Origin of the sequence: Caryophanon tenue (assembly GCF_001700315.1) — a bacterium.
Classification (GTDB): domain Bacteria; phylum Bacillota; class Bacilli; order Bacillales_A; family Planococcaceae; genus Caryophanon; species Caryophanon tenue.
Map to the genome: position 1 here is coordinate 34,083 of NZ_MASJ01000038.1, position 12,467 is coordinate 46,549.

Consider the following 12,467-nt stretch of genomic DNA (forward strand, 5'->3'; position numbering starts at 1 on the left):
CTGCAAACCTTAGACTATTCTAAGGCTGCTGCTCCACCAACGATTTCTGTAATTTCTTGTGTAATCGCCGCTTGACGTGCACGGTTATATTGCAGAGATAGATCCGAAATGATGTCTTTCGCATTATCTGTTGCATTTTTCATAGCAGTCATACGAGCTGAATGTTCACTTGCTTTTCCGTCTAATAATGCGCCGTAAATTAAGCTCTCAGCATATTGAGGAAGCAATGTTTCTAAAATTGCTTCTGCAGATGGCTCGAATTCATAGCTAGCAGTTGTGCTAGCTGGTGCGATATCTGTTAACGGAAGAAGTTTTTTAGTTGTCACTTCTTGCGCGATTGCAGACACGAAGTGATTGTAGTACATATAAAGTTCATCATACGTACCGTCAGTGAACATACCAACAGCGTTACGAGCGATTTCTTTAATATCGGCAAAAGAAGGTTGGTCAGGTAGACCGACTACTTCAGCGATAACATTATGATCACGTTTTACAAAGTAATCACGTACTTTACGACCTACTGCTAAAATAACGTACTCATCTTTAGAACGGTGACGTGAATCGATATCACGTTGAACTTGGCGTAGGATACTTGAGTTATAAGCACCTGCTAAACCACGGTCAGAACCTAATACTAAATAAGCTGTTTTCTTAACAGGTCGCGCAGTTAACATTGGGTGAGAAACAGTTGTACCACCCGCGATTGCAGCTACTACATCTTGTACTTTTTCCATGTATGGAACGTATGCTTTTGCATTTTGCTCAGCACGACGTAATTTCGAAGATGAAACCATTTGCATCGCTTTTGTTGTCTTTTGCGTGCTCTTTGTAGAATTAATACGACCTTTAATTTCGCGTAAGTTTACCACTGGTATTTCACCACCTTATTGTTTTATGTCAAAAGCCGAAATCTAATTAGTTAGATTTAACGAAAGTCTTTTTGAATGCATTGATTGCTTCAGCAATATCAGCATCTGCTGGAAGATCTTTAGTTGTACGGATATGATCTAAAACAGCTGTGTGGTTTGAATCTAACCAGCTTAAGAATTCATTTTCGAAACGAACGATATCTTGTACTGGAATATCATCTAAGAATCCACGAGTTAATGCATATAGAGACATAACTTGTTTTTCAACTTTAAGTGGTTTGTTTAAGTCTTGTTTTAAGATCTCAACAGTACGTTTACCACGCTCTAATTTAGATAAAGTAATTTTATCTAAGTCAGAACCGAATTGAGCGAATGACTCTAATTCACGGAATGCTGCTAAGTCAAGACGTAATGTACCAGCTACCTTTTTCATCGCTTTGATTTGAGCAGAACCACCTACACGTGATACTGATAAACCAGCGTTGATTGCTGGACGTACACCAGAGTTGAATAAGTCAGATTGTAAGAAAATTTGTCCATCAGTGATTGAGATTACGTTCGTTGGAATGTAAGCTGAGATATCTCCTGCTTGTGTTTCAACGAATGGTAATGCTGTGATCGAACCGTTTTGGTACGTTTCGTTTAACTTCGCTGCACGCTCTAATAAACGTGAGTGTAAGTAGAATACGTCACCTGGGTAAGCTTCACGACCTGGAGGACGTTTTAATAATAATGATAACTCACGGTAAGCAGATGCTTGTTTAGATAAGTCATCATATACTACTAATACATGTTTACCTTGTAACATGAACTCTTCAGCCATTGATACACCAGCAAACGGAGCTAAGTATAATAATGGAGCTGGTTGAGATGCAGATGCAGTTACAACGATAGAGTAATCTAATGCGCCGTGTTTACGTAATGTTTCTACTACGCCACGTACAGTAGATTCTTTTTGTCCGATAGCAACGTAGATACAAATCATGTTTTCGCCAGCTTGGTTTAAGATTGTATCGATTGCTACAGATGTTTTACCTACTTGACGGTCACCGATGATTAACTCACGTTGACCACGTCCGATTGGTACTAATGCGTCAATCGCTTTAATACCTGTTTGTAATGGTTCATGTACTGATTTACGAGCCATTACACCGAAAGCTGGGCTTTCGATTGGACGAGATTTAGTTGTGTTGATTGGACCTAATCCGTCAACTGGTTGCCCAAGTGGGTTAACAACACGTCCGATTAGTTCTTCACCAACTGGTACTTCCATGATACGACCTGTGCGACTAACTTTATCGCCTTCTTTAATGCCAAGGTACTCACCTAGAATAACGATACCAACGTTACCTTCTTCTAAGTTTTGAGCCATACCCATAACACCGTTTTCGAACTGTAAAAGTTCTCCAGCCATAGCGTTGTCGAGGCCATGAGCAAGCGCGATACCATCACCAACACGGATAACCGTACCAGTTTCGCTTACTTCTAGTTCAGATTGATAGTTAGCAATCTGTTGTTTAATCAGTGTACTGATTTCTTCAGCTTTGATGCCCATGAATGTCACCTCTCAAGTTCTTAATTATTATCCGATTAACGTATTTTCTAGACGTGCAAGTTTACCTTTTACGCTGCTATCAAAAATATCGTTACCGATTTGAACACGAATACCACCGATAAGTGATTCGTCAATTACATTGTCAATAATTAGTGAGTCTTTATTTACTCGTTTTGCGAATGCAGCTGAAATTTCAGCGTGCTCTTCGTCTGTTAAAGCACGTGTAGAGAATACAGTTGCTTTTGCAACACCTTTTGCATCATCTGCTAAACGGTCAAACTCTACAACAACATCTGTTACTTCGTTAAAACGCTTACGCTCTACTAAAAGTGCTAATACGTTAATAACGGCTGGTTGAGCACCAGCGAAAAGTTCAGAAATCATTTGCTTTTTACGCTCTACTGATACTTTTGGAGCACTTAATAGTGTAAGTAACTCTGGTGTACCAGCTAATACTTTTGAGAATTCTGCTAAGTCAGCGCTTACTTCGTTAACGATGTTTGCGTCCTTTGCAGTCTCGAATAAAGCTTGGGTATAACGCTTAGCTACAGTCGATTGACTCATTTCACTTCGCCTGCCTTCGCAATCGTTTCTTTAATTAATGCACTGTTATCAGCTTCTGAAATTTCTTTTCCAAGAACTTTAGATGCTGCAAGTACTGATAATGAAACGACTTCTCCACGAATTGCTTCAATTGCTTTTTCACGTTCTGCTGCGATATCACGTTGAGCAGAGTCTTTAAGACGAGCTGCCTCAGCGTTAGCCGCCGCAAGAATTTCTTCACGTTGAGCATTCGCTTGTTTTTTAGCGCTTTCTAAAATTTCAGCCATGTTAGCTTGAGTTTCTTTCACTAGCTTCTCATTTTGTGCTAATAAAGTAGCAGACTCCTTACGGTTCTTTTCTGCTTCTTCGATTTCACTCGCAACTAACTCTTCACGCTGTTGCATGATACCCATTAAAGGACCCCAAGCGAATTTTTTTAGAAGAGCCATTAAGATAAGGAACGTTACTAATGTTACTAAAGCGTCCCCTAAGTTCATGCCTGTTGCACCAGCACCTAATACAAGGTTATCTAAAAACACGATTGTTTCACTCCCTTCAAGAGCTTGTAGTTCACATATATTTGTAAGAACTATAATGTTTAAAAATTGGAATAAAAGTGTGTAAATACTGAATTTTCAATATTTACATAAGAAGTGGCGAAGTTATTCGGAACGAATGAGGCTTCGCCACTACATTAAGAGAAGTACTAATCAGTAACGACCAATTATTGGTTCATTACGATGAATGCGATTACTACTGCGATGATTGGTAGGGCTTCAACTAATGCTACCCCGATGAACATTGTAGTTTGTAACATACCACGTGCTTCTGGTTGACGTGCCATACCTTCTACTGTTTTTGAAACGATAAGACCGTTACCGATACCTGCGCCTAGTGCTGCTAAACCGATAGCGATTGCTGCTGCTAATAAACCTAATGAACCTGTCATTTTAAATTTCCTCCTTGGAATGTAAAGTTTTTGTGGTTTTTGGTTCTAAAATTTCACGCAAATTGCGTAAATATTATCAATGATCTTCACTCACTTTATGTGATAAGTAAACCATTGTTAACATCGTAAAGATGAATGCTTGGATAAACCCGATGAAAATCGAGAATCCTTGCCATGCCATACCTGGAACGATTGCTCCTAGGAAGCCTAATACACCTGAAGCACCAAGGCCGGCGATTAAACCTAATAAAATTTCACCTGCATAAATGTTACCGTAAAGACGCAGACCAAGAGTTAACGTGTTCGCGAATTCTTCAATAACTTTTAATGGGAACATGAATGACATTGGTGAGAAGAACGTACCTGTGTAATGCTTCATACCGCGCATCTTAATACCGAAGTATGTAGATAACACTAGAATCATTACCGCTAACGACATTGTTACTGTTGGGTCAGCTGTTGGTGATTTCCACCAAAGATCGCCATCAATCGCAATCGCAAATGGTAGCCCTAGTAAGTTGGAAACAGCGATAAACATAATAAGTGTAATACCTAAAATGTGGAACTGACCGCCTGTTTTCCAGTCCATGTTACTCTTAATAATACCTTTTACAAAGTCCATGATCCATTCCATGAAGTTTTGCATGCCTGTCGGTTTTAATGCTAATTTACGCGTTGCGATAACAGCGATTAAGAACACGACCGTAGCAGATATTATTAACATCATTACTGTCGAAAGGTTAAAAGTCAGACCGAAATTATCGGTAATATTCCAAGTAACCTCTGGAGATGTATGATTCATTGCTTGATTTCACCTCTCTTTCTTATGCACCTTAATGGTTTCTAACAAGGTATATGATTCGTTCAATTACAACGAAAACATACGGGAACATTAGCCCGACAACTGTGCTAATGAGATGAAAATATTGTGGTAACAGCATTGCTACTGCTACGGCAGCAACACCAGACCCAAAGCGAAACATTGTTCCTAATGATGCCACTTTTCTTCCCTCACTAATGGATTTATCAAATTTCTCCATACGTCGAACTAAAATCCAAAAGTTATACGTACCAAAAAATGCACCCAGTGCGATACCAGCGAAAATTGTTTGGTATGAAGTTAAAAATCCCCATCCTAAAGCGCAACCTGCTAGTAAAAAAAAGAGTCCTCTCTTTTGAGTGGCATAAATCTGATGCAAATCTAGCATTTTACAAATCTCCTGAACTAGTTTCGAGTAAAGATGACACAAACCATCAAGTGAATTCAGAGTGTAGTGAATGCACACTACAACGGTTTGAAACCGTTTTAACAATCTTCTAAACAAGAATTGATCCGGATCGTTTCTTTAGAAAATCGCTATTGAATTACTCTATGCCCTATCACCTAAAGATGGTAGGAACACCAGCTAATAACTAGCTGTTTTTTTCACTATGTAAGTAGTGAAAAGTTGATACAACAAGTGTTTTGACGTATTTTAACAATACTAAACCCTTATCATTCTTACCCTTTGTAAGCATACAATAGGGGGTTTTTGATGTCAATTGCTTATGGTGAAAAACTTCACAATCGAGCATACCCTGTCAAATTGTTGACAAATTTGTGTATGAAATAAAAAACAATCATGAAGTCCCCACCTATAATATCATCAAATATTATAACATCTACCCATTGTTATCGCTTTAAAAACGTCAGTAATGCTTCAACAATTCGCTCCGATGCATGCCCGTCACCATAAGGGTTTGACGCTTGTGCCATTGACGCATATGTCTCTTCATTTGTTAATAATTCTTTTGCTAACGTATAAATCGTTTCTTCTTCTGTTCCTGCAAGCTTTAATGTTCCTGCCGCGATACCTTCTGGACGCTCTGTTGTGTCACGTAACACAAGTACTGGTTTTCCAAGTGATGGTGCTTCCTCTTGCACGCCACCCGAATCGGTTAAAATCATAAATGAACGTGCTGCGAAGTTATGGAAGTCGAATACTTCTAACGGCTCGATTAAATGAACACGCTCGTCGCCACCTAAAACTTCATTCGCTACTTCACGTACAGCTGGGTTCATATGCACAGGGTAAATAACTTGTACATCATCATGCTCCACTAATAAACGTTTAATCGCTTTAAACATATTACGCATCGGCTGCCCTAGGTTTTCACGACGATGTGCTGTCAATAAAATCATGCGATCTTCGCCGATTTTTTCTAGCACTGGATGTGTGTACTCTTCTTTTACCGTTGTGCGTAACGCATCGATTGCTGTATTCCCCGTTACAAAGATAGCTTCATCTAATTTGTTTTCTTTTAATAAATTATCACGTGACTGTTCTGTCGGCGCAAAGTGTAAGTCTGCCATCACACCCGTTAACTGACGGTTCATCTCTTCAGGGTACGGTGAATATTTATTCCCTGTACGTAAACCTGCTTCTACGTGACCGATTGCAATTTGATTATAAAATGCCGCTAAGCTCCCAACGAATGTTGTCGCTGTATCACCATGCACTAATACGATATCTGGTTTTGCTTCTTTCATGACATCATCTAAGCCTTTTAATGCATTCGTTGCTACGTCAACTAATGTTTGACGGTCCTTCATAATGTTTAAATCATAATCTGGTGTAATGTTAAACGTTTCTAATACTTGGTCTAACATTTGACGGTGTTGTGCCGTTACCGTAACAATTGATTCGATTTCTTCTGGATGCTTTTGTAATTCTAGTACAAGAGGTGCCATTTTAATTGCTTCTGGACGTGTACCGAAAATCGTCATTACTTTAAATTTTTTCACGTGTAAATTCCCTCCAATTATAAAGCTGCCATCACTAAATGGTGCCTCTTCTTATAATAGCCTATTTATACTTTTTATGTTTTACAACTTTATTAAATTAACATACTTTCTTACAATACCTTCAAAACATCACTGTTTTCCGTCCATTGCTCCCCCCTCCCCTGCTCACTAATCCGTAAATTGCTGGTCGATTTTCTGTAATATGTCTCCCCTCTTTTCGAAAAAACATGGAATTTCTTCCTATTATATAGAGACAAAAAAGACCACCTCTTTCAGAGGCGGTCTTTTCATAGTACGCTGGCATACGGAATTATTATTTTGTACCAAATAAACGGTCGCCTGCGTCACCTAAACCTGGAACGATATAACCGTGATCATCTAGTTTTTCATCAAGCGCTGCAATATAAATATCTACATCCGGATGCTCGTCTTGAATTGCTTTTACACCTTCTGGAGCTGCAATTAAGCACATGAACTTAATGCTTTTTGCGCCGCGCTTTTTAAGAGAGTTAATGGCTTCAACTGCAGAACCACCTGTTGCTAACATCGGATCTACGATAATGAAGTCACGCTCTTCCACATCTGCTGGAAGCTTCGCATAGTATTCTACTGGCTTTAATGTTTGTGGGTCACGGTATAAACCGATATGTCCAACCTTCGCTGCTGGAATTAATTTTAAAACGCCATCAACCATGCCAATACCCGCACGTAAAATTGGTACGATTGCAATCTTTTTACCTGATAACACTTTTGCTTTAGCAGTTGTTACTGGTGTTTTTACGTCGATTTCTTCTAACGGTAAATCACGTGTAATTTCAAACGCCATTAAAGTTGCTACTTCGTCAACTAATTCACGGAATTCTTTTGTACCCGTCTTTTCGTCACGAATGTGTGTTAACTTATGTTGGATTAGTGGGTGATCAAATACATATACTTTGCTCATGCAAATCGCTCCTGTCATTTAATTATCTGAACTAGTATATCAGTTTCATGCTATGTTTACGAGAAATTTCATGCAATATTACATACTTATTGTCGTTTTTTTGTCCCTCACTATCGTTTGATAAATCAATCTATTTTAAATTCACGAACAATCTTATCATTTTTGCTAAATTGCACATAAATATGCTCATTTTCTGATTTTCATATTTTTTCATGATGTTAGTCATTAAGCCATACTAATACGAAAAAACCCGTCCCTCGAAAGGAACGGGTTTTACTCATTATGCGTATAATGGGTATTTTGCAGTTAATGCTGCTACACGCTCAAGCGCTTCTGCTTTTACTGCTTCACTTACTGTGCCATCTTCAACATTTTTTAATACGTTTGCAATAATCTTACCAACTTCACGTGCATCTTCTTCTTTGAAGCCACGAGAAGTGATTGCTGCCGTACCGACACGAACACCTGATGTTACGAATGGTTTTTCTGTATCGTAAGGAATTGTGTTTTTATTTGTTGTAATCGCTACTTCATCTAATACGTGCTCAGCTACTTTACCAGTTAAGCCTAAAGATTTAACGTTTAATAATAATAAGTGGTTATCTGTACCACCTGATACGATTTCAACGCCTTCTTCGATTAAGCTTGCTGCTAACGCTGCTGCATTTACTTTAATTTGTTTTGCATATTCTTTGAATTCAGGTTGTAATGCTTCACCGAATGCTACAGCTTTTGCAGCGATTACGTGCATTAATGGACCGCCTTGAATCCCAGGGAATACAGATTTATTTAATTCTTTTTCCCATTTTTCATCGTTTGTTAAAATCATTCCACCACGTGGACCACGTAATGTTTTATGTGTTGTTGTTGTAACAAAGTCAGCGTAAGGAATTGGCGATTGGTGTTCACCAGCAGCTACAAGACCTGCAATGTGAGCCATGTCTACCATGAAGTATGCGCCTACTTCATCAGCGATTTCGCGGAATTTCGCGAAGTCGATTGCACGTGGGTATGCTGAAGCACCTGCAACGATTAATTTTGGTTTTGCGTCTAACGCTTTTTGACGAACATCTTCATAATCGATTACGTGTGTATCTTCTGTTACACCGTACTCTACGAAGTTGTATAAAATACCTGAGAAGTTTACTGGTGAACCATGTGTTAAATGACCACCGTGAGATAAGTTCATCCCAAGTACTGTGTCACCAGGTTGTAAAATTGTATGGTAAACTGCCATGTTTGCTTGTGCACCTGAGTGTGGTTGCACGTTTACATATGCTGCACCAAATAATTCTTTTGCACGGTCACGCGCGATGTTTTCTACTACGTCTACATGCTCACAACCACCGTAGTAGCGTTTGCCTGGGTAACCTTCTGCGTATTTATTTGTTAAGTAAGAACCTTGTGCTTCCATTACTGCTTCTGTTACGAAGTTTTCTGAAGCGATTAACTCGATGTTGTCATTTTGACGTTTTTTCTCTGCAAAAATTGCCTCTAGTACCGCGTTGTCTTGTGCTGCTAATTTTTCAAATGCCATTTCTGAAAAATCCTCCCTGAATTAAATAATCTATTATTTATTAAATAGGGGGAGTACCCCTTAAACCACATAAATTAACGATACTGCGCGCGCTCGCCACCAATAAGCTTTGGACGCGTTGTAGCTGTTGCGACAATCGCTTCGCCAATATGACGAATCGTTGTACGTACCGGAACAGCGACATGTTTTAAATGCATACCGATGAATGTTTGACCGATATCAATGCCATAATGTGCCACAATATGCTCAACGACAACTGGGTCATCGAAATGTTCATATGCATATGCCGACATCGAACCACCAGCTGTGCGAACCGGTATAACAGATACTTGCTCTAGTTGATAACGTTCGGCTGCTGCACGTTCAATCGTTAATGCACGATTAATATGCTCACACCCTTGAAACGCCAAATACAACTGATGTTTTTTCGCAAAATGTTGTAAAGGTAGCCATAATTGTTCAGCTACACTTTGTGTTCCAGCTGTACCAATGTGCTCGCCGATCACTTCAGACGTAGAACAACCTACGACTAAAATTTGATGTGGGCGTACGGTTGGTAAAATGATTGTTTCAAACTGTTCTAGTAATGCTGTCAGTTGTTGTTCAATCGTCATCGAAACACCTTCTTAGTTTTCAAGCTCAGCAATTTTTTGGATACGTTTTTCGTGACGGCCACCTTCAAAATCCGTGTTTAACCACGTTTCAACGATTTCACGTGCTAAACCTGGGCCAATAACACGCTCGCCCATTGCTAAAATATTTGAGTCGTTATGGCAACGAGTTGCTTTCGCTGAAAATACATCATGTACTAATGCACAACGAATGCCTTTTACTTTATTAGCTGCAATTGAAATGCCAATACCCGTTCCGCAAATTAAAATACCACGGTCATATTCACCAGCTGCTACACGTTCTGCTACTGGTTTCGCATAATCTGGGTAGTCCACTGAGTCATTGTTTTGTGGGCCGAAGTCAGTATATTCAATATTTAATGAAGTTAATAAATCCATAATCTCGCGACGTAAATTATTTCCGCCATGATCTGAAGAAATTGCAATTTTCAAGGATGGTCCCTCTTTTCATTTGTTTTCTTCATTAGTTTATCATGCCTACTCAAGAAAAACATCTGTTTCCACATTACTGACAATGACCGCGCAATGTAAAAAACGAATGTTTCCTATATTTAAACATGAAATGTCGTTTTTTTAAAGCCCTTTTCCGAAAGTTTTATACTTCAAATTTCGTAAAATTCGCCTTTTAAGCAAAAAACGGATTGAAAGATGATTTTTCACCATCCTTCAATCCACTTTTTCCGAATAATTATTGTGAACGGTCAAATTGCTGAATACTCTTAAACAGCAGCGCTGCTTGCTCGTCTAATAATTTTGCTAATTCGTTTACTTGCGCAATAGACGCACGTTGTGTTTTCGTTAAGTTTGCCACTTCATCTGCCCCTGCGGATGTTTCTTCTGCAACCGCTGCAACTTCTTGCGATTGGCTTGCTGTGCTCGCAATATTATTCATTTGTTGCTCAACAAGCTGTGATATTTCAACAATAGCCGTTGCCATTTGGGTCACATCGCGTGACATGCTATCTACCGCTTGCGTCGTTTCATGCATTTTCGCTGTTTCTTGCACCGCTAAACTAACTTGCCCTTCCATTTGTTGCACAACGGTAGACACATTGTGTTGTATCGTGCGAATAAGCGTCGAAATACCACTTACTGCCTGTGCACTTTCATCCGCTAATTTACGAACTTCCTCTGCAACAACCGCAAAGCCTTTACCATGCTCCCCTGCACGCGCCGCTTCAATGGATGCATTGAGTGCGAGTAAATTTGTTTGGTTCGCAATATCACCGACCAATATATTAATCGCTTCAATTTTCGCGGTATTTTGCTCTAATTCTTTAATCGATGTTAACGCGTCATCATTGCCATCAACAATCGTTTGAATGCCGGCTACTAAACTTGTGACAACTTCATTTGTTGTCGTCAAATGATGTAAAATTTGTGACGTTTGATTCGCTGAATGTTCGGCACGTTCATTCACTTCCTCCGCTAACACCCGCACTTCCTCAATCGCCTCAACCGTATGTTGCACCGCATTCGCTGACATATCTGCCCCTTCTGCAATATGTCCAATCGTTTCAGAAATTGACTCCGCTTGTTGCGTTGTCGCGGTCGTTTCCTGTGTTAAATGCTGCATCGTTTGCTTCGTCGTATCGACATTTTGTTCAATTGTTTCAACCATGCTACGCAAGTTTTCAAGCATTTGTTGGAATGCTTTCGATACCGCATTAATCTCATCATCACGTTCAAATTGAACTTCTACATCCTTGCCAATTTGTCCTGAAGCTGCTCGCTCAGCTGCTTCTTCTAAACGTTGTAATGGACGCACTAAAATTAAGCTAAAAATCGCAGCTAAAATACCTGACCATGTAATCCCTAACACATATGTACCAATTTCAAAAATACGACGGTCAATGTGTTCAAAATAACGTGGTTGTAAAAATTCAATAAAGAAAAAGCTCGTTGAATATGTAATGATAGCTAATGCGACAACAAATAGAACCATTTGTTTCCGCAAACTAAAGCGATGTTTTTTCATTCGTTGGCCTCCGTCAATTGTAATTGGTCAATTGCTTGCTGTAACTCTTGAAACGTTTGCGTATACACTGCCTTCGAGCCACCATATGGATCTTGCACATCTTTTGTGCTAGCTGTTGCAAATTCATGTAATGTAAACAGCTTTTGCGCATATTGTGGTGCAGCTTGTAAAATCGTCATTTTATGTGCATTTGTCATCGTTAAAATAACCGTTGCCCACTCTAATTGTGTTACTTCTAAAAGCTGTGCTTTATGTTCATGCGGAATACCTTGCTCTGCTAAGATCGCTTGCGCATGTGCGGACATCGCTTCTCCTCCATGAGCATAAATACCTGCTGATTGAACAGCGACATGTTGTATTTTTTTCGCACGTAATATTGCTTCTGCCATTGCAGAACGACATGTGTTTCCGGTGCATACAAATAATATCTTCATGTTCGGCTTCCCCTTTCGTTCACAATCATCTCTACATAAATCTCATACTTTTGATGCATATATGAGTAGCATAACAAAAGTTATTTCTGATGAAAAGTATTGTACCTTTTTCACTTTTTTTAAAATAACATCGCAATGTTCACTCTTCTCTTTTCGTCGCTACATCACTTTTCTGAAATCATTCATCATAAATAATTATTAAAATAATCGCTACGGGCTATAGAAAAAGACACTAACGTCTG

At 39.2% G+C, this 12,467-nt stretch carries 14 protein-coding genes; all 14 read right to left on the reverse strand.

Annotation, left to right across the window (positions count from 1 at the left end; all coding sequences use genetic code 11):
- Positions 1 to 14: 14 nt before the first annotated feature.
- A complete protein-coding gene (atpG, locus tag A6M13_RS12595; RefSeq protein WP_066546937.1) occupies positions 15 to 869 on the reverse strand; it encodes an ATP synthase F1 subunit gamma in 855 nt (284 codons plus the stop codon).
- Positions 870 to 915: 46 nt separating this feature from the next.
- On the reverse strand, positions 916 to 2,424 hold the full coding sequence (gene atpA / locus A6M13_RS12600) for a F0F1 ATP synthase subunit alpha (protein WP_066546939.1): 1,509 nt from the start codon (positions 2,422 to 2,424) through the stop codon (positions 916 to 918).
- Between the two features lie 27 nt (positions 2,425 to 2,451).
- Complete coding sequence (locus A6M13_RS12605) at positions 2,452 to 2,988, reverse strand: F0F1 ATP synthase subunit delta (RefSeq protein WP_066546941.1); 537 nt, start codon at positions 2,986 to 2,988, stop codon at positions 2,452 to 2,454.
- Positions 2,985 to 3,506, reverse strand: a complete 522-nt coding sequence (gene atpF / locus A6M13_RS12610) for a F0F1 ATP synthase subunit B (protein WP_066546943.1) — start codon at positions 3,504 to 3,506, stop codon at positions 2,985 to 2,987. The genes A6M13_RS12605 and atpF overlap by 4 nt, the downstream gene beginning before the upstream one ends.
- Positions 3,507 to 3,691: 185 nt before the next feature.
- Positions 3,692 to 3,916, reverse strand: a complete 225-nt coding sequence (atpE, locus tag A6M13_RS12615) for a F0F1 ATP synthase subunit C (RefSeq protein WP_066546946.1) — start codon at positions 3,914 to 3,916, stop codon at positions 3,692 to 3,694.
- Between the two features lie 76 nt (positions 3,917 to 3,992).
- Positions 3,993 to 4,718, reverse strand: a complete 726-nt coding sequence (gene atpB / locus A6M13_RS12620) for a F0F1 ATP synthase subunit A (protein ID WP_066546947.1) — start codon at positions 4,716 to 4,718, stop codon at positions 3,993 to 3,995.
- 31 nt (positions 4,719 to 4,749) lie between these two features.
- Positions 4,750 to 5,124 carry an ATP synthase subunit I gene (locus A6M13_RS12625; RefSeq protein ID WP_066546948.1) on the reverse strand — a complete coding sequence of 125 codons (375 nt, stop codon included), beginning with the start codon at positions 5,122 to 5,124 and terminating at the stop codon, positions 4,750 to 4,752.
- A gap of 464 nt (positions 5,125 to 5,588) precedes the next feature.
- Entirely contained in the window at positions 5,589 to 6,683 is a 1,095-nt protein-coding gene (gene wecB, locus A6M13_RS12630; protein WP_066547230.1) for a non-hydrolyzing UDP-N-acetylglucosamine 2-epimerase, read from the reverse strand.
- Positions 6,684 to 7,014: 331 nt separating this feature from the next.
- Complete coding sequence (gene upp, locus A6M13_RS12635; protein ID WP_066546950.1) at positions 7,015 to 7,644, reverse strand: uracil phosphoribosyltransferase; 630 nt, start codon at positions 7,642 to 7,644, stop codon at positions 7,015 to 7,017.
- 280 nt (positions 7,645 to 7,924) lie between these two features.
- On the reverse strand, positions 7,925 to 9,181 hold the full coding sequence (gene glyA, locus A6M13_RS12640) for a serine hydroxymethyltransferase (RefSeq protein WP_066546956.1): 1,257 nt from the start codon (positions 9,179 to 9,181) through the stop codon (positions 7,925 to 7,927).
- Positions 9,182 to 9,255: 74 nt separating this feature from the next.
- A complete protein-coding gene (locus A6M13_RS12645) occupies positions 9,256 to 9,795 on the reverse strand; it encodes a TIGR01440 family protein (protein WP_066546959.1) in 540 nt (179 codons plus the stop codon).
- Positions 9,796 to 9,807: 12 nt separating this feature from the next.
- Positions 9,808 to 10,245, reverse strand: coding sequence for a ribose 5-phosphate isomerase B (rpiB, locus tag A6M13_RS12650; RefSeq protein WP_066546964.1), 438 nt, complete (start codon positions 10,243 to 10,245; stop codon positions 9,808 to 9,810).
- 256 nt (positions 10,246 to 10,501) lie between these two features.
- Positions 10,502 to 11,791, reverse strand: a complete 1,290-nt coding sequence (locus A6M13_RS12655) for a methyl-accepting chemotaxis protein (protein ID WP_066546966.1) — start codon at positions 11,789 to 11,791, stop codon at positions 10,502 to 10,504.
- Positions 11,788 to 12,225 carry a low molecular weight protein arginine phosphatase gene (locus A6M13_RS12660; RefSeq protein ID WP_066546970.1) on the reverse strand — a complete coding sequence of 146 codons (438 nt, stop codon included), beginning with the start codon at positions 12,223 to 12,225 and terminating at the stop codon, positions 11,788 to 11,790. The genes A6M13_RS12655 and A6M13_RS12660 overlap by 4 nt, the downstream gene beginning before the upstream one ends.
- Between the last annotated feature and the right edge of the window lie 242 nt (positions 12,226 to 12,467).

Excerpts from the sequence above, each read along its gene's own strand:
- A6M13_RS12625 (WP_066546948.1), bottom strand. The coding sequence starts at position 5,124 with ATGCTAGATTTGCATCAGATTTATGCCACTCAAAAGAGAGGACTCTTT.
- atpA (WP_066546939.1), bottom strand. The coding sequence starts at position 2,424 with ATGGGCATCAAAGCTGAAGAAATCAGTACACTGATTAAACAACAGATT.
- atpB (WP_066546947.1), bottom strand. The coding sequence starts at position 4,718 with ATGAATCATACATCTCCAGAGGTTACTTGGAATATTACCGATAATTTC.
- A6M13_RS12660 (WP_066546970.1), bottom strand. The coding sequence starts at position 12,225 with ATGAAGATATTATTTGTATGCACCGGAAACACATGTCGTTCTGCAATG.
- upp (WP_066546950.1), bottom strand. The coding sequence starts at position 7,644 with ATGAGCAAAGTATATGTATTTGATCACCCACTAATCCAACATAAGTTA.
- wecB (WP_066547230.1), bottom strand. The coding sequence starts at position 6,683 with ATGACGATTTTCGGTACACGTCCAGAAGCAATTAAAATGGCACCTCTT.
- A6M13_RS12605 (WP_066546941.1), bottom strand. The coding sequence starts at position 2,988 with ATGAGTCAATCGACTGTAGCTAAGCGTTATACCCAAGCTTTATTCGAG.
- A6M13_RS12645 (WP_066546959.1), bottom strand. The coding sequence starts at position 9,795 with ATGACGATTGAACAACAACTGACAGCATTACTAGAACAGTTTGAAACA.
- atpE (WP_066546946.1), bottom strand. The coding sequence starts at position 3,916 with ATGACAGGTTCATTAGGTTTATTAGCAGCAGCAATCGCTATCGGTTTA.
- A6M13_RS12655 (WP_066546966.1), bottom strand. The coding sequence starts at position 11,791 with ATGAAAAAACATCGCTTTAGTTTGCGGAAACAAATGGTTCTATTTGTT.
- glyA (WP_066546956.1), bottom strand. The coding sequence starts at position 9,181 with ATGGCATTTGAAAAATTAGCAGCACAAGACAACGCGGTACTAGAGGCA.